We start from the raw sequence: 25,338 nt of genomic DNA on the forward strand, positions 1-25,338 counted from the left end.
CCATTTGGAAACTACGTCGCATTAGTGCGCATGAACCAATACGGGGCCGTACGTGACCTTTAATGCAATGAAGAAGCTTACAGCCCGCGCCGTTCGGCTCGCTGCCATTGGCGTTTTTGCGACAGCACTGACGGCTTGCGCCGGTGGTGGTCTGTTCCAGCCGCCTAAGCTCAAAGAAGCTGCTATCATTCCTGCCGCTGCCCTTTATCAGGGTGCGCTCGACGATATGGATGGCCAGCGCTATCAGACCGCGATCCGCAAGCTCGACCAGCTCAATCGCCAGCATCCGCTGGATCCGCTGACCGAAAAGGGCAAGGTCATGCAGGTCTATGCGAACTATCGCATCGGCAAGTTTGACGAGGCGATCCTCGCGGCAGACCGCTATCTGGCGCTCTATCCCAAGAGCTCTGAAACCGCCTATATCCTCTGGCTGAAGGGCACTGCCTATTTCGCTCAGATCAAGGATATTACCCGTGACCAGCAGCTGTCGACGGATGCGATCGACACCTATCAGCTCCTGATCAACAATTATCCGAAGTCCGAGCACGCCAAGGACGCTAAGGAAAAGCTCCTGATCGCCTATGACCAGCTCGCTGGTAAGGAAATGTCGGTTGGCCGCTATTACCTCGGTAATGGCCAGTATGCCGCGGCGATCAATCGCTTCCGCGAAGTCGTTGAAAAGTGGCAGACTTCGACTCACATCGAAGAAGCGCTCTACCGCCTGACCGAGGCTTATCTCTCGCTTGGTCTGACCACAGAAGCCATGTCGGCTGCCGCCGTTCTTGGCCACAACTACCCATCGAGCGATTGGTACAAGCGCGGCTTTGAACTTCTCGGTAAGCAGGGCCTTGCACCAAGCCTGAATTCGGGCAGCTGGTTGGCCGGCGTTCGCAACTAAGCGCGTCAATTTGACGAGTTTGAAGGGCCCCACACGGGGCCCTTTGTTTTTCGCTCTGGGGTTAGCGAAAGACGGTGTTGCTATTTTGTTCTGATTTGCTATCGTGTCACGCGGCTGTGTTAGCGGCTTTGCTGTGGAAGGCGTCTCGCGGACGTCTCAATCCGCAGCCAAGCTGATAAGACAAGCAAAGCCCAGTCCCTTGAGGGAATTTCGCGCATGCTAAACGCGCTGTCGGTCCGCAATATCGTTCTCATCGACCAGCTCGATCTGGCGCTTGATAACGGCATGACTGTCCTCACCGGTGAAACCGGCGCGGGCAAATCCATTTTGCTTGATGCGCTGACTTTAGCGCTCGGTGGACGTGGGGATGCCTCGTTGGTGCGGCAGGGGCAGGATAGCGGGCAGGTCGTCGCCGTGCTGGAACTGGCCGCAGATCATCCGGCGCGGGCGCTGTTGCGCGAGAACGCTGTGCCCGATGATGAGGACGTGATCCTCAAGCGTGTTCAGTTCTCGGACGGCCGTACCCGCGCCTTTATCAATGACCAGCCGGTGTCGGCCTCGCTTTTGCAAAAGGTGGGGAGCCAGGTCGTCGAAATTCACGGCCAACACGATGATCGCGCTTTGGTTGATGTGGCCACGCACCGCGCGGCGCTCGACGCTTTTGGTGAACTCGCCAAACCGGCAGCGGCTGTGCGGGACGCTTGGGCGACCTTGGTTGAGGCGCAACAGGCCGTTGAGGAGCAGCGCGCGCAGGTTGATGAGGCTCTTGCCGCCGAAGACTATGCGCGCCACACGGTTGATGAGCTCTCCAAGCTGAAACCGGGATTGGGCGAAGAGGCAGAATTGTCCGAACGTCGCCAACAGTTGCAGCAAGCCGAAAAGGCTGCTGCTGATGTTGTCGAGATTGATGAAATCCTTAACGGTCCAAATGCGCCATCGCCTGCACTCGCAGCCCTTATGCGGCGCTTGCTGCGCAAGCTGGACAGCGGGGCGACGCTGTTCCAGCCGATTGTGGATGCGCTGGACGCTTCGCTGGCCACCCTTGATACAGCGGCTGACGCCTTGGAAGATCTGAAGCGTGAAATGGCGTTTGACCCCTCTGAGCTCGAGCAGGTCGAAGAGCGTCTTTTCGCGCTGCGCGCGGCCGCGCGTAAGCACCAGACCAGCTGCGATGGCTTGGTGGAAGTGCTCGAAAAGTATGAAGGCGATCTCAATACGCTGCAAAGCGGGGAAGGGCGCCTCAAAACTCTGGAGCAGGCCGAAGCGCTGGCGCGGGCCAAATATGCAGAGGCGGCAGAAAAGTTGAGCACGAGCCGAGCCAAGTCGGCTAAAGCGCTGACCAAGGCGGTAGAGGCTGAACTGCCGGATTTGAAGCTCGGTGCGGCCAAGTTCATTGTCGACCAGCAGGTCGATAAGAACCGTGTCGCTGCCGCTGGTTTTGATCAGATCGCGTTCCACGTTCAGACCAATCCGGGCACGGCCGCTGGGCCACTGCTCAAGGTGGCGTCGGGTGGCGAATTGAGCCGTTTCCTGCTGGCGCTTAAGGTGGTGCTCGCTTATCGCGGCTCGGCTCCAGTTCTGATTTTTGACGAAATCGACACTGGTGTTGGTGGTGCTGTTGCCGATGCGATTGGTCGCCGCTTGGCGCGGCTGGCAAGCACAGTGCAGGTTCTTACTGTGACACACGCCCCGCAGGTCGCAGCCCGCGCGAACCGTCACCTGCTTATTGAGAAGCAGATGGTCAAAGAGGGCGCTTTCATGCGCACGCATGTTCGTCCGCTGGACCGGGATGCGCGACAGGAAGAAGTGGCGCGTATGTTGGCGGGGGCTGAGATTACCGATGAAGCGCGCGCTGCTGCCAATAAGCTCCTGAGCGGAGTGCACTGAGCTTTCAATTTAGGTTTTTGTTGGTGCCAGCGACTGCTGACACGATTTTGCACTTCGATCGAGTATCGGTCACTCGTTTCGGGTGGCGTCTGCTGGATAAGTTCAGTAGACGTCCGTACGAAACGGGCCGGTTATCTGCGCTGGAACCGGTGATTTTGTTGCCCATTGTACGTAAAGTATAGTTGGTATCCAGGTGGTGTTAGATGAGCGATCTACCAACTCGTCCTAAGCTAAGTTCTCACCAAAGAAGTGAATATATCAACGCAATCGCTGATGACTGGGTTTCTGCATATCCTAATACGCGGAAGTCTGACGTCGTAAACATCCTAAAAAACATAGATGTTGGCAGATTAGAGTGGATATATGATCGCGCTCATAAGCCTCTAATTGGCCTGTCTCAGGAGGAGCGGGAAATTAAGCTCCAAGGCTTGGTTCTTTCTGCGATCACGAAAGAAAACGAGCTAAGTGAATATTTGCTTGGTGTCATCGAGAAGGCCGATGAGTCATATTACGTAGACTCGAAGCCTATAATGTCGGACGGTGCGTATGACTCCTTCCGTAACGTCTTCAACTACATTTTCTCTGTAGAAAAAGCTAAGGTCTACAAACCTTATTTGCGTAGGCTCGGAGCTGTGGGTGCTGCACCTGCCGATGGCTTTGCCAATGTGCGCCATGGCAGGCCGATGCTGAGCCTGACTAATGCCTTCACCGATGAAGATGTGTCCGATTTTGTGGCGCGGGCGAAGAAGTTCTTCATGGCCGATACGCTGCGCAACCCGGAGTTCAAGCTTGAGTTCACGGCTGAACCAAAGATCGACGGGCTTTCTGCATCGCTGCGCTACGAGAACGGAGTGTTCGTAAAGGGCGCAACGCGTGGTGACGGCTCAGTGGGCGAAGATATCACCGAAAACCTCAAAACCATTGCCGATATTCCGCACGAACTGACCGGTGAGGGCTGGCCTGCGGTGATCGAAATCCGCGGCGAAGTTTATATGAACCACGCCGAGTTCCAGCGCCTCAAGGAGCATTCCGCCAAGTTCGGTGGGCAGGATTACGTTAATCCACGCAATACCGCTGCGGGGTCTTTGCGCCAGAAAAACGCGGAAATCACCAAGAGCCGGAAACTCAATTTCTTTGCCTATGCCTGGGGTCTGGCAGAGGATGGCGCGGGTAATCCGCAGCCTCCGGCCGAAACGCAGTTTGATTTCGTTCGGAAGCTAAAATCTTGGGGCTTCGTTACAAATCAGCTGATGATCCGCACGACGTCCGCCGAAGAGCTGATTGCCCATTACCACGGTATTGAAGTGCAGCGCGCGGCGCTCGGATACGACATTGATGGCGTGGTTTATAAGCTCGATCGACTTGACTTGCAGGAACGCTGGGGCTTTGTCGCCCGCGCCCCTCGGTGGGCAATTGCCCATAAATTCCCAGCAGAGCAGGCCTTCACTAGGCTTGAGGCGATCGATATTCAGGTTGGCCGTACGGGGGCGTTAACGCCGGTGGCGCGACTGGTGCCCGTTACTGTGGGTGGCGTGGTCGTCGAAAATGCGACGCTGCACAATGAAGATTATATCAAAGGCATTGGTAATAAGGGCGAGCCCATCCGCGATGGTGCGGATTTGCGCGTTGGAGATACCGTCATTGTGCAGCGCGCGGGCGACGTGATCCCACAGATCGTCAATGTCGTTATCAAAGATCGCCCTGAAAGCGCTGAGCCTTTCGTCTTCCCCCATGTTTGCCCGGTATGCGGCTCCGAAGCTGTGCGCGAGATCAATGAGAAGACAGGTAAGCTCGACTCGGTGCGTCGCTGCACGGGCGAGTTGTTCTGCCCCGCACAGGCCGTCGAGAACCTAAAGCATTTCGTATCGCGCAATGCGCTCGACATTGATGGCTTGGGCGACAAGCAGATCAGCCAGTTTTACGAAGAAGGTCGCATCAAGCGTCCCGCGGATATTTTCACCCTAAAGGCTGAAGACGCCAAGAGTTTCAAGAAGCTCAAGGACGCTGACGGGTTTGGTGCTGTTTCGGTCAAAAAGCTGTTCGATGCTATTGATGCGCGTCGTGAACCTGAGCTCGATCGCTTCATCTTTGCGCTCGGTATTCGTCATGTGGGTGAAACCACAGCGGCGCTTTTGGCCAAGGAATTTGGCACGATTGAAAAATTCCGCGATGTCGCATTTGCGGCGGCACACCACGAAGATGGGCACGCGCTCTTCCCGGAAATCGGGGGTATTGGGGAGACAGTGCACTCTTCGATCATGTCATTTTTTGCCAATGACAAGAACGTCTCTGCGCTCAACGATTTGCTGCTTGAGGTGAGGCCAAAGCCCTATGTGGTGGTGATCTCGGCCGATAGCGTCGTCGCGGGCAAAACCGTGGTATTCACGGGAAGTCTTGAGAAGATGACACGCACCGAAGCCAAGGCAATGGCAGAGCGTTTAGGCGCGAAGGTTGCGGGTTCGGTTTCGGCCAAAACCGATCTTCTGGTTGCGGGGCCGGGGGCAGGCTCTAAACTCAAACAGGCGGAAAGCCTCGGCATTGAGGTGATCTCGGAAGACGAGTGGTTTGAGCGGGTCGCGAAATAGCCGAATGTAAAAAGGGCAGTCGAGAGACTGCCCTTTGGTTTGATTAGATCGCTGTGGTGGCGCGGCGGAGCCACTCCTTCACCTCGCCCGTAAGGCGCGGGCTGATTTCGTCCCACACCTTGGCGTGGAAGGCGTTGAGCCAATCGCGCTCCGGCGTGGTGAGCAGGCTTTGGTCGATGAGGCGCGTTTCGATGGGCGCGAGGGTGATGGTGTCGAACTCCAGATAGCCGGGGAAGGATTTGGCTTCCTCGACCACGATCAGGTTTTCGATGCGGATGCCATAGGCTCCGGCCTTGTAGTAGCCCGGCTCGTTGGAGAGCACATTGCCGATTTCTAGGGGCGCCGTGTAGCGGCTGGAAATGCCAATCGGCCCTTCGTGGACGCCGAGGAAATGGCCCACACCGTGGCCGGTGCCGTGGGTGTAGGTGATGCCATCCTGCCAGAGGAATTGGCGCGCCAGCACATCAATGACTGCGCCGCTGGTGCCGACAGGGAAGCGCGCCATGGAAATAGCGATCATGCCCTTCAACACGCGCGTATAGCGGTCCATCTCCTCGGGTGAGGCTGAACCGGTGTAGAGCGTGCGGGTGATGTCGGTGGTGCCGGAGAGATATTGCGCGCCTGAATCGACGAGCATCAGCTCACCGGGATTGAGGCGACGGTCGGTCTTTTCAGTAACACGGTAGTGGACGATGGCGCCGTTTGGTCCGGACCCGGAAATGGTATCAAAGCTGGCGTCGACGCAGGTTTCTTCCTCGCGGCGGAAGGCTTCAAGCGCGGTGACGATGCCGATCTCGGTGAGATTGCCCTTGGGGGCTTCGGTATCGAACCAATGCAGGAACTTGGCGAGAGCAACGCCGTCGAGCTTATGCGCTTCGCGCATGCCGGAGAGTTCGACCTCGTTCTTGCGCGACTTGGGCCCAAGGATCGGATCGCGCTTTTCGATGAGCTTGGCGCCGGCTTTGGTCAGCGTTTCGGCAACGGCAGCGGGGGCAGATTGTGGGTCGATTAGAACGCTATTCGCATCTGCGCCGAAAGCTGCAAGAGCGGCAGAGAATCCGGTTACTGGTTCGATCTCGGCAATGCCAGAAAGTGCCTGTTTAATCTCGGGCGTGATCTTCCCTTCGTCGAGAAAGAGCTTCGGTGTGCCGGATTGTGGCACGATGGAGAAGCCAAGAACGAAGGGCGTGTTGGGCACGTCGCGCCCGCGCATATTGAAGAGCCAGCAGATGCTTTCGGGCAGAGTGAGCACCACAGCAGCGGCGTTTTCGTCACTCAGCGTTTTGCGCAGATCAGTGAGCTTGTCCTGCGCGGTTTTGCCGGCGCGGTTGTGGCCCAGGAATTCGATCGGGCTAATGGGCGCTGCCGGGCGGTCGTGCCAGATGGTATCGACGAGATTGGTGTGCGGAACGACCTTGGCATAGCCCTTGAGCGCATCAATAAAGGTGCGGATTTCGCCCGGAGTGTGCAGCCAGGGATCGTAAGCAAGGGTCGCGCCCTCGGCGATGTAATCGCGCAGTACCGGGCTGGCCGAGCCAACTGCCAGTTCCTCGATTTTAAAAACGTCTGTGTCGGTCTGCGCGGGTGCCTGCAAGGTGTAGCGGCTGTCGACAAAAAGCGCGGCCTTATCCGCTGTGACCAAGGCATGACCCGCCGAGCCGGTAAAGCCGGTGAGGTATGCCAAGCGCGCATCGCATTCCGGCACGCTCTCCCCGCGGTGCGCATCAGCGCGTGGAATGAGGAAGGCATCCACGCCCGCAGCTTTCATCGCCGCGCGCAACTGAGCGACTCGGGGCGCGACCTGGCTTGGGTCACTCTTGACCTCGAAGCTCTGAAACTGCGTGGGCGGGAAAGAACGGTCTGTCATGCTTACAAATCCTGCGCCGTGCTGCGCTCTGGGCATAGCTGGCTTGTCTTTATCGGACTGGTTGTAGCCCGAAGAATGCCTATCTTAGTGTCGAACACTAGGAGAGAAAAATGACGAAGCAAGAGAATTTCTTCCGCCGCGCCCTGAATGCCATCGTTGATGCTCGCACACAGCAGGCTGAACGCTATGTTGCTCAGTTCGATGCCAAGACCAAGGCTGCTCAGAAGCACAATACCGACATCTAATCGGTCGCCTTGCATAAAAGGCATAGCTGATCTGTTCGCGCCCCACTAACTGGAATGGCGCGGATGGAATAGAGAAACGCACAGACGGCGCAACGGATTGCCGCCGTCGCATGGAGTAGAGAATGACCGAGAGCAAGAATAGCTTCCGCAGCACACTGGGTGGTCTGATTGACTGCCGTGGTCGCGAAGCTACCCGCCAGGTCAGCTACCGCATGCAGCACCAGCTGATTGGCGCGGTTACTAAGCGCCCATAAGGCGGCTGCAAGCATTACGCTGACAATCTAGACCAGACGATCCCCGGAGCCACCTTCGGGGATTTTTTGTTTTTGGACCTTTGCATTTTGGCTCGCGCCGCATTGCGCATTTGATCGACGGGCCAACAAAAAAGCCTCCCCGAAGGGAGGCTTTTCTATTTCTGAGGCGCAGCTGCTTAGTTCTTTTCGAGAATAAGCGTGGTCCAATCCTTGCGCTTGAGATGCTCGACCAGCTTGAAATCGGCTGCGAGGTAAGCGTCGATAACGCCCTGCGCCTGAGTGTTGAGAATGCCCGACAAGATGGCATTGCCGCCTTCTTGCGTCACAGCGCCAACGCCCGGAGCCAGTTCGGTGAGCGGGCCCGCCAGAATATTGGCGACGACCAGATCATAAGGCGCGCGGGAGGTGATCTCTTCATGGTCGAGGCCGGTCGCTTCGATGCATTCGATCAGTTCAGCGCAATCATTGAGGGCAGCGTTTTCGAGCGTCGTGGTGACAGCGATCGGGTCGATATCGGTCGAGAACACCCTGCGGTTGAGCTTCTTGGCCAATGCAATGGCGAGAACGCCCGTGCCGGTGCCGACGTCGATCATGTTCTGCGGGTTTTTCGTGCCCAGGATCATGTCGATGGCTTCAAGGCAACCGGTGGTGGTTTCGTGGTGACCCGTGCCAAACGCCTGTGCGGCGTCGATCTGCATGGCGATCAGGCCTTCGGGTACCGGGTCGGTCGAGTGCGAGCCATAGACGTAAAAGCCGCCCGCGATCACCGGAGCCAGGCCTTCGAGAGACTTGGCCACCCAGTTGATGCTCGGGTCGATTTCTTCGACGGTAAAGGTCACCGCGCCGCCGAGAACCTGCTGAGCGATTTCGTTAAACGCTTCGAGGTTTGGCGTGTCTTCGCAGCCGGCCTCAAAGATCCACTCGCCGGTTTCTTCGTTCTCGTGGCACGACACGGTCGTGGCCAGATCGTCGCGTTCAGACACGGCGTCGACCAGCGCATAGGCCTGTTCTTTGGTGAGAGCGACGGAGACTTGTTCGACGGACATGGGCGACCTTTATTGGAGTTCGGTGCCATTGGGGCAGGAGAGGCGTCCAAGTCAATGGCGCAGTGTGTCCTGCCCGCGCGGAATTAGAGTTTTACGGCCGTGCCGGAGACGGAAACCATCAGCATGGAGCCGCCCTGACCGACCACTTCATAGTCGAGATCGATGCCCACAACAGCGTCGGCGCCGAGGCGGCGGGCTTCTTCTTCCAGCTCGCGATACGCTTCACGGCGTGCATCGCGCAGTGTGCTTTCATAAGCGCCCGCGCGGCCACCGACGATGTCGCGAATACCGGCAAACAGGTCTTTGAAGATATTAGCGCCGACGATCACTTCACCCGTAACAATGCCAAGATATTGCGAGACGGGGCGGCCTTCGAGAGTGGGTGTGGTGGAGAGGATCATGTTTTCTTCCCATAAGTGTGTGCAGGCACAACGCTTAAATGGGAGCAGAGTTCACGAATGGATAGGGCAGCATGAAGAAAAACCGGGCTCTTAGCCCGGCTTCACAAAGCTCTCCAAAACCTTCTTGGTTCCGGCTTTCTCAAAATCGATCGTCAGCTTATTGCCTTCGACATTGGTGACTGTGCCGTAGCCGAATTTGAGGTGGAAGACGCGGTCGTTGAGCGAATAGCTGCTCGATTGACTGCCGGTGTTGACCGAGCGGGCGACGAGATTGCCCTCAATCGTCATGGGGCCACCGCCCTTGCGGCTCGATTGGTTTTCGCGGGCACGCTTCCAACCGGGCGTTTCATAGACGCTTTCGAATGGATCGATCTTATTAAAGCGGCTCGATGCGCCGCCGCCACCACCATAACCATAGCCGCCATAGGACGAGCCGGTGTCTTTCACCTCCACCACGTCGGGGGGAAGTTCATCTAAGAAACGGCTTGGAATGGCGGATTGCCAGAGGCCATGGATGCGGCGGTTCTGCGCCACAGACAAGCGCACGCGTTTGCGGCCACGGGTGATGGCCACATAGGCAAGGCGCCGTTCTTCTTCGAGCCCAGCCTTGCCGCTTTCGTCGAGGGAGCGCTGATGGGGGAAGAGGCCTTCCTCCCAGCCGGGCAAGAAGACTGTGTTGAATTCCAAACCCTTTGCCGAGTGCAGCGTCATGATCGAAACAGCATCGCTGGCGTCGCCTGCGTCACGATCCATGACGAGGGAGATGTGGTCGAGGAACCCTGTTAAATTAGGGAAGTCTTCTAGCGAACGAACCAATTCTTTCAAATTGTCTAGTCGACCTTGCTCTTCCCCATTTTTGGCACTGCGCTTAACAATCTTGCCCTCAGCCATGAGCTCGAGTTCGTCGTCGGTAAGCGGCCTGAGAAGGGCTTCCGTATAGCCACTCTCGTCCAGAATGCGTTCTAGAAGTTGATTGGGTGGGATCGGATCACTTTCTGCATCGACATAGATCTCTATACCATCCTCGTTCAGCTCGACTGCTTGTATTGAGCGCCGCAAACCTACGGCTCTCCATTCGTCGAACTGAGAAATGAGCTCTCTTAGAACGGTACGTTGCTTTGGCTTGATTTCTTCAGTTTGTAGAAGTTGTCGGGTCGCCTCGAGCAGAGGCATTTGTAATAGCCGCGCCGCTTCTTTGAGGGTTTTGACTGTGGTGTCGCCGATGCCACGTTTGGGCACACCGATAGCACGTTCGAAAGAGAGGGAATCTGCAGGCTGGCGCACTACGCGCAAGTAGGCAACAGCATCCTTGATCTCTTTCCGCTCATAGAAACGCGGGCCTCCAATCACTCGGTAATTGAGGCCCATTTTAATGAAGCGTTCTTCGAACTCACGCATTTGGAACGAGGCGCGCACCAGAATGGCGATATCGTTGAGCTGCTCGCCGTCACGCTGCAGCTGTTCGATTTCTTCGCCAACGTGGCGCGATTCTTCTTCGCTGTCCCAAACGGACGTGAGCAGCAGCTTTTCGCCGTCTTCGGCAATGTCGGTGAAAAGCGTTTTGCCCAAGCGGCCTTCGTTATAGGCGATGACGGTCGACGCGGCTTTCAAAATATTGGCAGTGGAGCGATAATTGCGCTCGAGTTTGACAACCTTGGCACCGAGAAAATCCTGCTCGAAGCGCAGGATATTGTCCACCTCAGCGCCCCGCCAACCGTAGATAGACTGGTCGTCGTCACCTACCACGCAGATGTTTGCTTCCGGCGCAGGCTTGCCCATAGCGAGCAGACGCAGCCACAGATACTGGGCCGTGTTGCTGTCCTGATATTCGTCCACGAGGATATACTTAAACCGGCGATGATACTCGGCTAGAACGTCCTTATTTTCGCGGAAGAGGCGGATGCATTCGAGCAGAAGATCGCCAAAATCAGCGGAATTTTGAGTTTTGAGACGCGCTTGATAATCGTAGTAAAGCTTGATCGCTTTGCCGTCTGCAAAGTGCTCGCCTTCATAGCTCGGCACGTCTTTTGGAAGCCATCCGCGGTTCTTCCAAGCGTCCAACATTCCGGCGAACTGTTTTGGCGTCCACCGTTTGGTATCGATGCCTTCGGCTTCTAAGATCTCTTTTATGACCTTGAGCTGATCGTCCGTGTCTACAATAATGAACTGTGGTTCGAGATCAACCAGTTCGGCATGGCGGCGCAGAATTTTGACGCCGATCGAGTGAAACGTGCCCATCCATGGCAGGCCGTCGAGTTGAGGCACCAGATCATGGATGCGCTTCTTCATTTCCGCTGCGGCCTTATTGGTAAAGGTCACAGCGAGAATTTCCGAGCCCCAGGCCATGCGGGTATTCAAAATATGCGCAATACGGGTGGTGAGAACGCGCGTTTTGCCTGTGCCCGCGCCCGCCAGAACCAGAACCGGGCCTTCCGTGGTCAGCACGGCGTCGCGCTGCTCCGGGTTCAGACCGTGCAGATAATCGGGAATATTCCGATCAACCGGCGGCTGACGGTTCAGTTGGCTTGTGATGGGGCCAGCTTTGGGGCGGGGCAGGGGCGCGTGGTCGACCATTAGCGAAAGTTTCCAAGGCGCACACAGCATCGCTGCCACGTCGCCAAGCCTCGTCGAATCTCATTTTGTTCTCATTGCAATATAGGGAGTGCGCCGCCCCCTGTATAGAAGCGGGTGTTTTCACCGATCCGTCAGCGGCGGAGCTGGAAATTTCTCCCGTTTTCATTGCGCAAATTGCGGCTATGGCTTGCGCGGGGGCCGCAAGCGCCTACACTTCGCTCCAAATTGTCCGGGGCAGGCACAACATTGCTTAATCGCATTTATATCGTGGTCGGCATCTTCGCTATCGTGGTGCTCGGCTCAGCTTTCATTCTGCCCCGGTTCATCCACTGGGCGGATTATCGCGACCGCATGGAAGTGCTGGCCAGCCAAGTGCTTGGCACAGATGTGTCCATTCGCGGAGATATTGCGTTTTCACTGTTGCCGACCCCGCGTCTTGAGTTTGACGATGTGGTGGTGGGCCCGGCCACCGATCCGGCGGCAACGGTTCGGCGGGTTGAAGCTGAGTTCGCGCTGATGGACTTTTTGCGCGATATTTATAACGCCACCTCGGTTTCGCTGATTGGTCCCGTTGTTGATTTCACCATCGACGAGAATGGTCTCTTGGCCAGTGGCGTTGATATGTCGAACGCCGGAACCGGTGTCGCTCTGGGCCACGCCAGCATTACCGATGGCAGTGTGCGGCTCAATGATGTGCGGAGCCACGAAACCTTCACTGTTTCCAATCTGTCAGGCGATCTGCGGCTTTCTAGTTTTGGTGGGCCATTCCAGTTTCAGGGCAATGCCGACTATGCCGATGGGCGCTATGAGCTGCGGCTCAACTCTGGGGCCAGCGATGCGCAGGGTGCAGCGCGCGTGTCGGCCATGGTGCGCGATCTCGCGACCAATACGGTTTTTAATGCCGATGGCTCTTTTGAAAGTGGGCTCGCCCCTAAGTTTGATGGCACGCTGACCTATCGTCAGCCACCACAGCTCGCCACGGCGGCTAAGGACATTACGGGCGATCTGGTGCTCGAAACCAAGATTACCGCGTCCACCGATCGGGTGTCGCTGACCGGGTTTACGTTGAGCCCAGATCAGAACCGCTCGGGCATGCGGCTCACCGGCACGGCCAATGTGCAGCTGGGGGAAACGCGCTTCTTTGACATTATGGTTTCGGGGGGCGTGTTCTCGCTCCCGCCGCGTGATGCAAGCGAAGTTGCAGCCGAACAGGCGTATGAATTCGTCCGCCTCTTGGGCGAAATTCCGGCTCCGCCTATTCCCCAAATGGCAGGCAAGCTTGAGATTGACCTTGCTGAGGTTGGGATGCGTGGCTTCTCGCTGCGCAATTTGCGCGTTGAAGCAACGACGGACGGCGATAGCTGGACCATTGCGCAAGCCATCGGGCTTTTGCCCGGTCAGACCGAAACCCGTTTTTCGGGCAAGGTGACCAATGCCGGCGGAAGCTTGGGCGTCATGGGCGACATCGTCATGCGGGCGCAGCGTCTCGACGCACTGGCAGCGCTTTGGCGCAAGCCAAGCGACGACAACCCACTGTTCGGCGTTCCGGGGGAATTGCACGGTCGCGTGCGTTTGGGCTCTGACGCCTTTGGCCTCAGTAATGCTTGGATCGCCTTGGGCGGGCAGGATCATGGGCTGGACCTGCGCATTGGGTTTGGCGCAGAGCCGAGACTGGACACTGTGCTGCGCTTGGGAGACCTCGATGCGCCGCTGAGCGAGGCGCTCTTTGCGCTCGCGCCCAATGCCTCGCTCGACAGCAATTTCCTTATCAGCTTCCCCGATGGCAGTTTCTCAGTGCAGGCGCAGGCGCTCGATGTGCTCGGTCTGCCCGCGCAAAACCTTGTCGGCGAGGCGCAATGGTCGCGCGACGCTATCCGGTTCTCGCGCCTATCGGTCGATGATTGGGGCGGGGTCGGCTTTAACGGCACTGTGCGTCTAAGCGGATCGTTGCTTGATCCCAATGTCACGCTTTCGGGTGGCCTAAATCTCAAAGAGGCGGGCGCGCCTGGCCTCACGGCACTCTATGAAATGGCCAATGTGCCATTCGATTGGCAACAAGCCATCGATTTGGCCATGCCAGCCGATTTGCAGATTGTGCTGGCCGATGCAGAACAGGGCAGTGGCCAGACCATTACCGCCAATGGCGCAATTGCCGAGGCTGCGCTGGACGTCCGCGTCGAGAGTGAACGGCCCATCTCGCACATGGGCGAGGGCCAACTTTCTGTTGTCGCTTCGATTGAGGCGCAGGATAGCCTCGCGCTGCTCGAACAATTCGGTTGGACCGGGCCAGCGTTGTTTACCGGCGATGAGGCCATGGTCGGCAGCGCCTTTGTTGACGGCACACTCGCCGATGGCTTCACTGGCCGTCTCTCTCTGGGGCAGGACGGGCAAGTCGTCGCCTTTTATGGCGATTTCGATTTTGACGATGGCGCTGTTCTGTCCGGCACGGGCACGGCCGACGTGATCTTGCGCGATGGCAGTGGGCTGGCGGCATTGGTTGGCGTGTCCGGCGCACAGCTGCCATCGGTGGAAGCCAGCGCCAGCATGGAATTTGTCGCTGGTCGCAGCCTTGCCCTTTCTGAGATTACCGGCGCGTCAGGCGACACCCGCTTTAGTGGCGACGTCAGCATGCAGATGATCGGACAATTGCCGGGCTTTGGCGGCACCATCACCACCGATCGTGTGGACGCAACCGCACTGGCAGCGTTCCTCTTTGGAGGCGAAGCGCTTATCGGTGCGGCAGATGGCGTCTGGCCAGAAGGCCCCCTGGCCACCGCGCTCGCACCCCGCCAAACGCGTGGCAATATTGAAGTCATCGCCCGCGAGCTGAGCCTTGATGGGCGGACGATCGGCGGCGATACCAGTTTTATGTTCCTCTGGGACCAGCAATCGGCCACGCTGGGGCGCTTTGAAACCGCATTGGGCGGCGGCAAGCTCTCGCTGAACCTCGTCAATTGTTGCGCTGGCGCTTTGAGCGAACGGACCATTTCTGGGCGCGGGACCATGACCGGCGTCACTATTGATGCCGTGGCACCAGAGCTGGGTCTTTCCGGCATTCTCGATGGCAGCGGCCAGTTTGAAGGGGCAGGGCAAAGCTTGGCCGAGGTGGTGCGCAGCCTCTCCGGGGAAGGCAATTTTGCCATTCAGGAATTCGGCGTCGCCGGGCATTCTACGGCGGTCTATCCAGCACTCGTGAACGTCGACGATGTTCTCAACACCCCGCCAGACGTTTTGGAAACCGTCATGCGTGCGGCTCTGGCCGAGGGCAAATTTAGTGCCGCTGTGGCACCGGGCGCTTTCACGATTGCGGGCGGCACAGTGCGCTTGGGCAATATGTTTATTGACGGTGAGGCAGCCACCCTTTCGGGCTCGCTCCAGTTGGCGCTCAACGATATGGGTGTCAGCGGCTCTTTCGTTATGATGCCGAAAGCGTTTGAAGATCCACGCGGCTTGGTTGAGCTCGACAATGCGCGCATTCTCACCAGACTTGGCGGGACTGTCTCTGCCCCCGAAGCCACTCTCGATCTCTCAGAAATTTCCGCTGCCGTGCAGGTGCGCGCCAATGAGATTGAGCTGGATCGCCTAGATGCGCTCCGTCTTGAAGACGAGGCACGGCAGCGTGCAGCGGCGGAAGATCGGAACCGGCGTATTGAGGAGCAGCGCCGCCTAGCTGCGGAAGAGGCAGCACGCATAGCTGCTGAGGAAGAAGCCGCGCGTCTTGCCGCCGAGGAGGAAGCGGCGCGTGAGGCAGAGCCAGTGCCGCCATTCTCCCAGCCGCTCGTCGCGCCGGAGCCGATGTTGCCAAGTTTTGATCAGCAGACGATTGAAATGCTCATTCAGAGCGCGCCCGATGCCCCGCAGAATCCCACGCTTTTCGCGCCGACTATTCGGCCTTTGCCTTAGGGTCTGTGGAGCGAGCCAAAGCTTCGCCATCGCGATAATAGGCCAATACGGCCAAACGCACGGCAGAAGATAGGTTCTGCGTGTCGCGGGTTTCGTCGATATGTCTGACGAGGCCAGCCAAACTTAACCCGCGCTGTTGTGCCATGGCCTCAAGCCCAGCCCAAAACGCGGGTTCTAACGCAATCGATGTGCGGTGGCCGACAATGGAGAAGGAGCGTTTGTCCATCTCCGAGACGACTTATGGCTTCTTGCGGAAAGCGTCGAGCGAAACGACTTTTTCGCCGCTCGCTTCGACCGGTTCGGCAGAATTTTCTTCCGACGCAGCAGCAGTGGAAGAAGAGCCGGTATCGTCGCGCTGATCATCGGCAACGTTGCTCGGATCAAACTGCAAGCCAAACTGCACGGACGGATCAAAGAAGCCCTTGATAGCGGTGTACGGAATGAGCAGCATTTCGGGATTGCCGTTAAAGCTCAGGCCCACTTCAAAGCTGGCTTCGTTGACCTTGAGATCCCAATACTGGTTCTGCAGCACGATGGTCATTTCGGAATCATACTGCTTGATCAGCTCTTCCGAGATGCGCACGCCAGGAGCGCGGGTCGCAAAGGAAATGTAGAAGTGGTGATCACCCGGAAGGCCGGTGCGCGACACCTCCGCCAATACCTTACGCACGACGCCCCGCATCGCTTCTTGCGTGAGGATATCGTAACGCATGTGGTCTTCGGCCATTGGGGCTTCTCCCGAGAGTAGTGTCGAATCCGAACGGCTCATATCAGCCCTACGTTCCCTGATAATTCAAGAACAAAGACGGATTTTTGCGATCGGATTGGAGATTGAGTGCAGGCTTCTGTTGCCAGGTGCCTGCGAACCCCGCCTATCGCCCGGCTAGGGGCGGAGGACTTATTTCCCAGATGTCGCGCAGCTTACGCTGCGAGAGCTACTGGAGCCTTATTGTTGTCATTTGCAACTATAAGTTTTAGTCCGATAACGGTGGTACCATGCCGAGCGAAAGCACACTCTTTACGCCCTCGTCGATCCTGTTTCGTCCCCATTGGCTCACCTCGTAAAGAGGGGAGATGGTGGAGACGCCGGGTACTGCCCCCGGGTCCGATGGGTTTATTACAATGACAGTTTATCGCCATAGCTCTTGCGAGCCCCTTCTATATAGGTGACTGGGCGTAAGGATGCAAACGCTCTGCATAAAATTCACACGGGATTAAGATCGGATAGGTCAGGTTGCTCTGTGTAGGAGTAACCATGCCGCCCCGCCTTTATCTCGTACGATCTAACCGCTTGCGCCGATCCCAGCGCATGCCGTGGTGGGTGAAATTCCCCATCGCCTATGCGATTGCAGGCTCGTTTATGCTGGGCGCTTTGGTCGTTGTGGGCGTCGATCGCAGCGGGTTGGCGCAATGGCTTATTGAGCCACGGATCAGCGCTGTTGCCTCGACCGGTGTTGCGCCGTCTGGGGTGGCGACAGCCGCTAGGATGAGCGCACATTTTTCTGTCTGCAGTACGAGAAATCGCGTCACCTGCGTTGTCGATGGCGACACCTTCTGGCTCGATGGTGTGAAATATCGCATCGCCGATTTGAATACGCCCGAAGTCAGCAGCCCATCTTGCCCGCAGGAAGCGGCATTGGGCCAGCGCGCAACAACGCGCCTTATCTCGCTGTTGAATGCAGCGCCTTTCACACTGGGCGATTATGAGCGTGACGAAGACCAATACGGGCGCAAACTGCGCATCGTCGAGCGCAATGGCCGATCCATCGCAGACACTATGATCGCTGAAGGTCTGGCCCATCCATGGCGCGGTAAGCGCGAAAGCTGGTGCTAGACAAGCTGGCCCAATTCACGCTCTTCTAAGGTCCGGGGGAATTGGAGGGGTCTATGGAATTGCAGCCAATTGAAGGGCGTAGCTGCGAAAGCTGCACCGCCTGCTGTTCCTTTGCGCCAATCCGCACGGAAGAACTGCAGAAGCCCGCCAATTTTTTGTGCCTGCATTGCGCCGAAGGGCAGGGCTGCACCGTTTATGACGTACGTCCAACCGTGTGCCGCGGCTTTTACTGCGGCTACTTCTTCCTGCCTGAGTTGGGCGAGGCTTGGCATCCGTTGCGGAGCGGCGTGGTTATACGCTCCGAGCATTTCGACAATGACACGATCACAATTCTCGTTCTTGAGCTCACCGCCTTCCTCATTTCTGAAGAATTCGCGGCTCTTGTCGGCGCTTGGGTTGATGAGGGCATAAGTGTTGAGTTTGAGCGTGTCGGACCTCTTGGCCATTTGCCCGCCAAGATGCGGATCAACGAGATCTTGGAAGAAGCGGTCGCGGCGCGGGACTTGCGTGGCATGCAGACCATGTTCGCATGGGCGCTGGCGCATATCGACAAGTCGCATGTTTGGGAAAAGGACGAGACGGAGTTCGTCAGTCGCCTCGCCTGAAGTCGGCAATACTCTCTGAGACAGGTGCTGACAGCATTCTATATGGGAGTAGGATGCCGCTCTGGCTTGCGCCACCGCAGTGCCAGTATTGCTCCATCCATAAAGCAAGAGAACAAACCCATGTCTTCCGATCCCGCCGCCCGTATTGCGCATGCGTCCGATAGGTTCCTCGGCAAGGATATGGAAAATCTGACCGACCAGGAACGCAACGTCCTTGAGCAAACGATAGAGCGACGCACTCTATCGCGGGATACGCAGGCGCAATTCAATGACCGTCTGACCTTTGGACAGCGGTTGGCCGACAAGGTCGCGGCCTTTGGCGGCTCATGGGTTTTTATCGCAGGGTTTGGCGTGGTGTTGGCGCTTTGGGTGACCACCAATCTGCTATTGGCCGGTCGGGCATTTGATCCCTATCCCTTCATCTTTCTCAATCTGATGCTGTCCATGCTGGCGGCCGTGCAGGCACCTGTCATTATGATGAGCCAAAACCGACAGGCGGCGAAGGATCGGGAGGTGTCTTCCCATGATTATGAGGTGAATTTGAAATCGGAGATCGAGATCATGGCCCTGCATGAAAAACTCGATCGGCTTCGCGAAGAGGAAATTCGCGGTCTCATTTTGCGCCAACAGGAGCAGATCGCAACTTTGACGCGACTTATCGAGAAACACCTCGGCGGCGAATCGCGCTAGTTATGGGTCATGCAGCCGTATCTAAAACTCCTCTCCGATATTCTTGAAACCGGTGCCGACAAGTCGGACCGTACCGGAACCGGTACGCGATCGCTGTTTGGCTATCAGATGCGCTTCAACCTCCAAGAGGGGTTCCCGCTGCTAACCACCAAGAAGCTGCACTTGAAATCCATCATCTATGAACTCCTGTGGTTCATTCGCGGTGAGACCAATGTGCGCTGGTTGCAGGAGCGGGGCGTCAAGATTTGGGACGAGTGGGCCGATGAAAACGGCGATCTTGGTCCGGTCTATGGGTCGCAGTGGCGCAGCTGGCCCGCGCCCAACGGTCGTCACATCGACCAACTCGGTGCGCTTGTTGAAAGCCTCAAGCACAAGCCTGATAGCCGCCGTCACATCGTTTCGGCCTGGAACCCGGCGGAAGTGGACAATATGGCGCTGCCGCCATGCCATTGTCTGTTCCAGTTCTATGTCGCCAACGGCAAGCTCTCCTGCCAGCTCTACCAGCGCTCGGCGGACACTTTCCTCGGCGTGCCGTTCAACATCGCTTCCTATGCGCTGCTGACTCATATGATGGCGCAGGTGTGCGATCTCGAAGTGGGCGACTTCGTCCATACCTTTGGCGATGTGCACATTTACAATGACCACTTCGAGCAGGCGAAGTTGCAGCTGACGCGCGAGCCGCGCCCACTGCCCAAGCTGATCATGAACCCAGAGCGCAAGCGTCTGGAAGATTTTGTCTTCGAGGACTTTGCGTTTGAGGGCTATGACCCGCATCCGCATATTAAGGCGTCGGTTTCCGTATGAGCCGCACTCTCGAAGAGCTGACCGGTCTCGTCGCCAAGATTTCCGACCTTTATGCTGAACGCATGAATGTCGAACGCAATGATGATTGGTTCATCCTCAAACTCCAAGAAGAGCTGGGCGAGCTGACTGCCGAGCATCTTCGCCTATCGGGTCGCGGGCGGCTCAAGGGCATGAGCGAAGACGAGATCAAGCAGAAGCGCGATGATGAGGCTGCTGACCTTCTCGCAATGATGCTGCTCTATGCGCGCCACAATGGCATTGATCTTGATGCCGCGCTCGACCGCAAGTGGTTCGCTTATTTCAATCGCCCCGATTAAGGGATCGCGACGAGCACTGCGCCCACGCCGATCAGAGCCACGCCCAGCCAATTGTGCACGGCCAGCTTTTCTCCGAAAAACAGCGCTGCGAAGAGAGCGACCATAACGACGCTGAGCTTGTCGATGGGCGCGACTTGCGACGCCGGCCCCATTTGAAGCGCACGGAAATAGCACAGCCAAGATGCGCCTGTGGCGAGGCCAGAAAGCAGCAGAAACACCCAGGTTTTGCCGGGAATAGTTTCGAGCTTCTGCCAATGGCCAAAAGACACGACAATGGCCGCTGTCATGGCCAGAATGATGATTGTCCGGATCAGCGTCGCCATGTCCGAATTGATGTTCTGGACGCCGATCTTGCCGAAAACGGCGGTGAGCGCCGCAAACACTGCGGACAGAAACGCCCAAAATTGCCAAGTCTGAACCATGATTTGCGCGCTTTAATTACTTGCCCGGATGCGGTGTTGAGGAATGCTCTAGTGCAGGCTCAGGCCCCTGTCAGCTTTCGTCGGCTGTAATTCAGCGAATTTGCTGGTTTTGCGCCGCAGCTGAACATGCTTAAACCGGAACAAGGCATTTTGACGAGAGTCCTGCTCCCCACGAGGAGCGGGCAGAGTGGGGAGTTCACATGCGTTTCATCGCACTTATGGTGGCTGCCGGAATTATGGTGGGACCCAGTGTTGCCAATGACACGTCGGTTCAATTGACGACGAATGGGCTCAACTTCGTCACCAATGACCATATCTCGATGGAGAGCGAGGAACTCTACATCTCGGTCGACGAGATCCGCGTAAAATATGTCTTCCGCAACAATAGCGACGAAGACATTGAGCAGCTCGTTGCCTTCCCGATGCCCGACATTGATTTTTCCTATCATAGCCCAGTGTCCTATCCGACAGGGCCGCTCGACAACCTCTTTGAGTTTGTGACGACCTTCGACGGCGATGAGCTTCCCGCGACGCTTTATGAATATGCCGTGGCCGTCGGGGTGGACCGAAGCGCGCTATTGACCAGCATGGGCGTCCCCTTGGTCAATTTCGCCGACGAGACCCAAGACGCACTCAATGGTCTGTCGGCGGAGGACAAGAGCGCGCTTCAACGTCTCGGCATTGTTCAGCGTGAGGTTTATGATTTGGGCGAGGGCAAGGTGCAGGATGATACCTATCCGCTCTGGACCTATCGCGCCTCCTATGTTTGGGAGGCGACCTTCCCAGCCAATGATAAGGTTGTGGTCGAGCACAAATACCGCCCAAGCGTTGGCGGTACGGTTGGTACCAACGTCCTGCTCACCGGCGATCCGGAAAGCGGCTGGGACCCGCAGGGCGAATACGCAACCAAGTACTGCGTCGATGAAGGCTTCCGCAATACAGTGCGGAAATCCATTCCGAAGGGCGAGGAATACGCCCCTTATTGGGATAACTGGATTTCCTACATCGTCACCACCGGCAATAATTGGGCAGGTGGGCAAATCGAGAACTTCCGTCTCGTTGTCGACAAGGGCGACCCGAAAAATCTGGTGTCGTTTTGTGGGGACGGCGTCAAGAAAATCGGGCCAACGACCTTTGAAATGGTCAAAACAGATTACTGGGCCTCAGGAGAGATCGACATCCTTCTGCTGCGCCATTCCGATCAGCTGATGAACTGAGGACCGTATTCCATGCAGCTTGCCTTGATTGCCGCGGTGGCGCGGAACAGTGTCATTGGGTCTGACCAGACAATTCCGTGGCGCATTCCGTCCGATTTCGCGTGGTTCAAGGCAACCACCATGGGCAAGCCCATGATCATGGGGCGCAAACAGTTCGAGACTTTCCCTAAGCCCTTGCCGGGGCGCCCGCATATCGTGGTGACGCGGCAAGAAGACTATGCTGTTCCAGCGGGCGTCCATGTCCGGGCAAGCCTTGAAGCAGCCATAGAATTGGCCGCGAGCTTGGCCGGCGCGCTCGGTGTTGATGAGCTTATGGTCATCGGCGGCGGGGAGATTTACGCGCAAGCCATCGGCAAGGCGGATCGGCTCTATATCTCCCATGTCGAGCTTGAGCCGGAGGGCGACGTCGTCTTTCCTCAGATCGACCCAGAAATCTGGCAGGTTGTGGCCGAACCACATGTTGAACCGTCGGAAAAAGACGGCGCGCCATATTCCATTAAGGTCTATGAAACGCGCCAAGCGCTCGCGGATTGATACGCGGGTGCGCATGCCTATATAAGAACGAACAGATTTTCTCTTAGACACCGAAAGGATTGCGATGCCTTGGGAGAATAATGGTGGCGGAGGCGGCCGCAACAATGGCGGCCCTTGGGGCCAAGCGCCAGGTGGTGGCGGCAATAGCGGCGGTGGCGGCAGCGGCGGTGGTCCGCGTCGTCCGGGCGGTAATCCCCCCAATCTCGAAGACATTCTCAATCGTGGCCGTGACCAGTTTAAAGGTAACGTTCCAGGTGGGAAGTGGCTGTTTATCGGCGGCTTCCTCGCGCTAGCAGCGTTTTGGGTGTCCAACTCTATCTACACCATCAACCCGCAAGAAGTGGGTGTTGAACTCCGCTTCGGTAAGCCCAAGCCAGAGATTTCGGGCCCGGGTCTGCACTTCATGGTGTGGCCTGTTGAATCGGTTGAACGTGCAACCACGACCGTCAATCAGACCCAGATCGGTGCAGCGACTGCATCGTCGCGCAGCAATGCGGGCGACGGTTTGATGCTTTCGGGCGACCAGAACATCGTCAATGTCCAGTTCTCCGTGTTCTGGGCGATCAACGATCCGGTCTCTTACCTGTTTAACGTTCGCGATCAGGAATCGCTGGTGCGCTACGCGTCTGAAAGCGCGATGCGTGAAGCGGTTGGTCGTCGTCCGGCTCAGGACATTTACTCTGACGACCGTGCCGGCATTCAGCAGGAAGTTCTGCGCATCACTCAGGCGACGCTGCAAAGCTACGGCCTCGGCGTAAATGTCAGCCAGGTGCTGATCGAGAATGCTGGTCCTCCAGCTGACGTTATCGATGCCTTCAATGAAGTGCAGCGTGCGCGTCAGGACGAGACACGTCTTCAGGAAGAAGCCCGTTCTTACGCCAACACCCTTCTCGGTAACGCTCGCGGTGAAGCCGCAGCGGCTCGTGAAGATGCTGCTGCGTATAAGAACCGCGTCGTTCAGGAAGCTACCGGTGAGGCGGAACGCTTCAACTCGATCTATGCTGAATACGTGAATTCGCCAGAAGTGACCCGTCAGCGTCTCTTCCTCGAAACCATGGAACAGGTTCTGGGCAGCTCCGAAAAGGTGCTGATCGAGCCAGGTGCAAATGGTTCGGGCGTTGTTCCCTATTTGCCGCTGCCAGAATTGGGCAAGCGCAACACCACTGAAGGGAACTGATCATGAACCGTCTTTATGTTCTCGGCGGTCTGGTTCTTGCCGCCCTCTACGTCGTCTTCTCCTCGCTTTACGTCGTTGACGAACGCGAGCAGGCCATTGTTATGCGCTTCGGTCAGATCACCGACGTGCGCACCGAGCCGGGCATCTACTTCAAGATCCCGACCGACTTCGTTGATACCGTTCAGATGATCGACGATCGTCTGCTACGCTATGATATCTCGAACATGCGTGTTCAGGTGTCGGGCAACGCATTCTATCAGGTTGACGCTTTCCTGACCTACCGCATCGCTGATGCGCGTCTGTTCCGTGAACGTGCGACCGGTCAGCTTGCAGTCGCTGAAGCCCGTATCGGCGCAAGCCTCGATGCGGCTCTGCGTCAGGTTTACGGTCTGCGTGAATTCTCAGACGCTCTGTCTGATCAGCGCGCACAGATGATGCAGGAAACCCGTGATCTGATCCGTCCGGATCTGGCAAACCTCGGTCTCGATATTGTCGACGTACGTATCCTGCGTACCGACCTCGATGCTGAAGTTTCGGCAACGACCTTTGAACGTATGCGTGCTGAACGTCTTGCCGAAGCTGCATTGCTTCGTGCTCGTGGTCAGGAACAGGCTCAGAGCCTGCGCGCTATCGCTGATCGTCAGGCGGTTGAAATCGTCGCGGCTGCAACCCGTGATGCGGAAATCCTCCGCGGTCAGGGCGACGCTGAACGGAACCGTATCTTTGCGCTGGCCTATGGTCAGAACGAAGAGTTCTTCCAGTTCTACCGTTCGATGGAAGCCTATCGTACGTCGCTGGCAAACACCGGCACGACGATGGTTCTGTCGCCAGACAGCGCTTTCTTCAGCTACTTCGGTTCGGGCGGCGCGCTGCCAGAACGCGGCGAAATCACTGGTGCTCCGATCCAGCCTCTGGTTGTTCCAGAAGTTGTCGATGCACCGACTGAGCCACTCCTCGACGGCCTTGGCCTGCAGGACACCACTGTTCCAAGCATCACGCTGGAAGATGGTACGGCTTTGCAGCCAACCGTGGGTATTGAAGCTCCGGCCCCCGTTGAACCAGTGGTTCCGACTGAAGCCGAGCCTGCTGCACCAGCAGCTCAGTAAAAGCTGACTAGACATGATAAAGGCCGGCGCAGGAAACTGCGCCGGCCTTTTCTATTGGATCTTGGTGTTGGCTTAGCGGACGAGTTCTTCGTCGTCATAGCCTTGCAGATAAAGCAGGGCCGTGAGGTCGCTGTGGTCGATGCGGTAGCCTGCGGCCGCCGCTACGACCGGCTTGGCATGCAGCGCGACGCCCATGCCCGCAATGGCGATCATATCGAGGTCATTGGCACCGTCGCCCACAGCCATGGTCTGGCTCAGCGACAGGCCCTTTTCTTGGGCGAGTGTTTCAAGGCGAGTGCGCTTGGTGGTCTTGTCGACAATCGGCTTGCTCACTGTGCCGGTGAGGTTATCGCCGTCGAATTCGAGAACATTGGCGATGGCCTCGTCAAAGCCGATGCGCTTGCCAAAATAGTCAGCAAAGAAGGTGAAGCCGCCCGACACCAGCGAGGTGTAAGCGCCATAGGCCTTCATGGTCTGGATCAGCGTACGCCCACCCGGCATGAGGGTGATGGAGCCACGACGAACCTCGTCCATGGCAGCACGATCAAGGCCTTTGAGGAGAGCCACACGCGTGTCTAGCGCCTGTTCGAAATCAAGTTCGCCGCGCATAGCGCGTTCGGTGATTTCGGCAACCTTGTCTTTGAGGTTCAAGGCAGCGGCCAGTTCGTCGATGCATTCCTGCTGGATCATGGTGGAGTCCATGTCTGCGACAAGAAGCTGCTTGCGGCGACCATCGGTGGGCACCAAATTGACGTCCACGGCGCGCGTGCCGATGATCTCGCGTGCGAGGGTGAGAGCGTTCTCAGCTTTTGGCTCAATGATATCGCAGGCGATACCATTGTTCAGCCAGTTGAGTTCCCCGCCTATTTCCGCCACGACAGCTTGAGCAAGCTTGGTGTCGAAATCAGGGTCTGCAGGGTTGGCGATCAGGGAAAGAACCGGCATGGATAAAGCGACTTTCGGGAGAACGAA

The 25,338-nt window shown here is 57.3% G+C and carries 23 protein-coding genes and 1 other RNA gene; 15 read left to right on the plus strand and 9 right to left on the minus strand.

Annotated features, from left to right (window positions below; translation table 11 throughout):
• Positions 1 to 52 precede the first annotated feature (52 nt).
• The 3 genes from JHC09_RS03870 (at position 53) to ligA (ending at position 5,370) form a co-directional block, all read left to right on the plus strand.
• Positions 53 to 898, plus strand: coding sequence for an outer membrane protein assembly factor BamD (locus JHC09_RS03870; RefSeq protein WP_169195158.1), 846 nt, complete (start codon positions 53 to 55; stop codon positions 896 to 898).
• 216 nt (positions 899 to 1,114) lie between these two features.
• Positions 1,115 to 2,785 (plus strand): DNA repair protein RecN, encoded by a 1,671-nt coding sequence (recN, locus tag JHC09_RS03875; protein ID WP_199530894.1) that lies wholly within the window; start codon positions 1,115 to 1,117, stop codon positions 2,783 to 2,785.
• Between the two features lie 203 nt (positions 2,786 to 2,988).
• Positions 2,989 to 5,370: an NAD-dependent DNA ligase LigA gene (gene ligA, locus JHC09_RS03880; protein ID WP_199530895.1), complete on the plus strand. Its 2,382-nt coding sequence runs from the start codon at positions 2,989 to 2,991 to the stop codon at positions 5,368 to 5,370.
• Positions 5,371 to 5,413: 43 nt separating this feature from the next.
• Here the strand turns inward: ligA and JHC09_RS03885 are convergent, their stop codons facing one another.
• The gene (locus JHC09_RS03885) at positions 5,414 to 7,237 is read right to left on the minus strand and encodes an aminopeptidase P family protein (RefSeq protein WP_199530896.1); all 1,824 of its coding nucleotides are present in this window, start codon (positions 7,235 to 7,237) and stop codon (positions 5,414 to 5,416) included.
• A gap of 110 nt (positions 7,238 to 7,347) precedes the next feature.
• Between JHC09_RS03885 and JHC09_RS17040 the strand changes: the two genes are divergently transcribed.
• Together JHC09_RS17040 and JHC09_RS17045 are read left to right on the plus strand one after the other, a co-directional pair.
• Positions 7,348 to 7,482, plus strand: a complete 135-nt coding sequence (locus tag JHC09_RS17040; RefSeq protein WP_282567599.1) for a hypothetical protein — start codon at positions 7,348 to 7,350, stop codon at positions 7,480 to 7,482.
• Between the two features lie 122 nt (positions 7,483 to 7,604).
• The gene (locus tag JHC09_RS17045) at positions 7,605 to 7,736 is read left to right on the plus strand and encodes a hypothetical protein (RefSeq protein WP_282567598.1); all 132 of its coding nucleotides are present in this window, start codon (positions 7,605 to 7,607) and stop codon (positions 7,734 to 7,736) included.
• 176 nt (positions 7,737 to 7,912) lie between these two features.
• Here JHC09_RS17045 and JHC09_RS03890 read toward each other — a convergent pair whose 3' ends face one another.
• The 3 genes from JHC09_RS03890 to JHC09_RS03900 all read right to left on the minus strand — a co-directional run bounded on the left by JHC09_RS03890 (position 7,913) and on the right by JHC09_RS03900 (position 11,757).
• Positions 7,913 to 8,782, minus strand: coding sequence for a 50S ribosomal protein L11 methyltransferase (locus JHC09_RS03890; RefSeq protein WP_199530897.1), 870 nt, complete (start codon positions 8,780 to 8,782; stop codon positions 7,913 to 7,915).
• Positions 8,783 to 8,865: 83 nt separating this feature from the next.
• On the minus strand, positions 8,866 to 9,183 hold the full coding sequence (locus tag JHC09_RS03895) for a heavy metal-binding domain-containing protein (protein ID WP_182394088.1): 318 nt from the start codon (positions 9,181 to 9,183) through the stop codon (positions 8,866 to 8,868).
• A gap of 90 nt (positions 9,184 to 9,273) precedes the next feature.
• Entirely contained in the window at positions 9,274 to 11,757 is a 2,484-nt protein-coding gene (locus JHC09_RS03900; protein WP_248308874.1) for a UvrD-helicase domain-containing protein, read from the minus strand.
• A gap of 246 nt (positions 11,758 to 12,003) precedes the next feature.
• Here JHC09_RS03900 and JHC09_RS03905 point away from each other — a divergent pair, with 246 nt between their 5' ends.
• Complete coding sequence (locus JHC09_RS03905; protein WP_199530898.1) at positions 12,004 to 15,660, plus strand: AsmA family protein; 3,657 nt, start codon at positions 12,004 to 12,006, stop codon at positions 15,658 to 15,660.
• Here the strand turns inward: JHC09_RS03905 and JHC09_RS03910 are convergent.
• The 3 genes from JHC09_RS03910 to ssrA form a co-directional block, all read right to left on the minus strand.
• Positions 15,641 to 15,886, minus strand: a complete 246-nt coding sequence (locus JHC09_RS03910) for a ribbon-helix-helix domain-containing protein (RefSeq protein WP_199530899.1) — start codon at positions 15,884 to 15,886, stop codon at positions 15,641 to 15,643. The genes JHC09_RS03905 and JHC09_RS03910 overlap by 20 nt on opposite strands.
• A gap of 12 nt (positions 15,887 to 15,898) precedes the next feature.
• A complete protein-coding gene (locus JHC09_RS03915) occupies positions 15,899 to 16,387 on the minus strand; it encodes a ClpXP protease specificity-enhancing factor SspB (protein WP_199530900.1) in 489 nt (162 codons plus the stop codon).
• A gap of 107 nt (positions 16,388 to 16,494) precedes the next feature.
• Positions 16,495 to 16,852: a transfer-messenger RNA gene (gene ssrA / locus JHC09_RS03920) on the minus strand.
• Between the two features lie 63 nt (positions 16,853 to 16,915).
• Here ssrA and JHC09_RS03925 point away from each other — a divergent pair.
• From JHC09_RS03925 to JHC09_RS03945, 5 genes are all read left to right on the plus strand, one after another.
• A complete protein-coding gene (locus tag JHC09_RS03925) occupies positions 16,916 to 17,494 on the plus strand; it encodes a thermonuclease family protein (RefSeq protein WP_199530901.1) in 579 nt (192 codons plus the stop codon).
• Positions 17,495 to 17,547: 53 nt separating this feature from the next.
• Positions 17,548 to 18,099: a hypothetical protein gene (locus JHC09_RS03930; protein ID WP_199530902.1), complete on the plus strand. Its 552-nt coding sequence runs from the start codon at positions 17,548 to 17,550 to the stop codon at positions 18,097 to 18,099.
• 120 nt (positions 18,100 to 18,219) lie between these two features.
• A complete protein-coding gene (locus JHC09_RS03935) occupies positions 18,220 to 18,789 on the plus strand; it encodes a DUF1003 domain-containing protein (protein WP_199530903.1) in 570 nt (189 codons plus the stop codon).
• 9 nt (positions 18,790 to 18,798) lie between these two features.
• The gene (locus JHC09_RS03940; RefSeq protein WP_199530904.1) at positions 18,799 to 19,593 is read left to right on the plus strand and encodes a thymidylate synthase; all 795 of its coding nucleotides are present in this window, start codon (positions 18,799 to 18,801) and stop codon (positions 19,591 to 19,593) included.
• Positions 19,590 to 19,910, plus strand: a complete 321-nt coding sequence (locus JHC09_RS03945; protein WP_169195169.1) for a phosphoribosyl-ATP pyrophosphohydrolase — start codon at positions 19,590 to 19,592, stop codon at positions 19,908 to 19,910. Before JHC09_RS03940 ends, JHC09_RS03945 begins: the two co-directional genes overlap by 4 nt.
• Here the strand turns inward: JHC09_RS03945 and JHC09_RS03950 are convergent.
• Positions 19,907 to 20,332: an EamA family transporter gene (locus JHC09_RS03950; RefSeq protein WP_199530905.1), complete on the minus strand. Its 426-nt coding sequence runs from the start codon at positions 20,330 to 20,332 to the stop codon at positions 19,907 to 19,909. The genes JHC09_RS03945 and JHC09_RS03950 overlap by 4 nt on opposite strands.
• 200 nt (positions 20,333 to 20,532) lie before the next feature.
• Between JHC09_RS03950 and JHC09_RS03955 the strand changes: the two genes are divergently transcribed.
• The 4 genes from JHC09_RS03955 to JHC09_RS03970 all read left to right on the plus strand — a co-directional run bounded on the left by JHC09_RS03955 (position 20,533) and on the right by JHC09_RS03970 (position 24,366).
• Positions 20,533 to 21,549 carry a DUF4424 domain-containing protein gene (locus JHC09_RS03955; RefSeq protein WP_199530906.1) on the plus strand — a complete coding sequence of 339 codons (1,017 nt, stop codon included), beginning with the start codon at positions 20,533 to 20,535 and terminating at the stop codon, positions 21,547 to 21,549.
• Positions 21,550 to 21,561: 12 nt separating this feature from the next.
• A complete protein-coding gene (locus JHC09_RS03960) occupies positions 21,562 to 22,083 on the plus strand; it encodes a dihydrofolate reductase (protein WP_199530907.1) in 522 nt (173 codons plus the stop codon).
• Between the two features lie 64 nt (positions 22,084 to 22,147).
• Positions 22,148 to 23,260 carry an FtsH protease activity modulator HflK gene (gene hflK / locus JHC09_RS03965; RefSeq protein ID WP_199530908.1) on the plus strand — a complete coding sequence of 371 codons (1,113 nt, stop codon included), beginning with the start codon at positions 22,148 to 22,150 and terminating at the stop codon, positions 23,258 to 23,260.
• Positions 23,261 to 23,262: 2 nt separating this feature from the next.
• The gene (locus tag JHC09_RS03970) at positions 23,263 to 24,366 is read left to right on the plus strand and encodes a protease modulator HflC (RefSeq protein ID WP_169195174.1); all 1,104 of its coding nucleotides are present in this window, start codon (positions 23,263 to 23,265) and stop codon (positions 24,364 to 24,366) included.
• A 72-nt stretch (positions 24,367 to 24,438) separates the two neighbouring features.
• On the opposite strand, the gene serB is transcribed toward JHC09_RS03970, so the two are convergent.
• On the minus strand, positions 24,439 to 25,311 hold the full coding sequence (gene serB / locus JHC09_RS03975; RefSeq protein WP_199530909.1) for a phosphoserine phosphatase SerB: 873 nt from the start codon (positions 25,309 to 25,311) through the stop codon (positions 24,439 to 24,441).
• Between the last annotated feature and the right edge of the window lie 27 nt (positions 25,312 to 25,338).

The organism is Devosia sp. MC532 (genome assembly GCF_016461625.1).
Classification (GTDB): Bacteria; Pseudomonadota; Alphaproteobacteria; order Rhizobiales; family Devosiaceae; genus Devosia.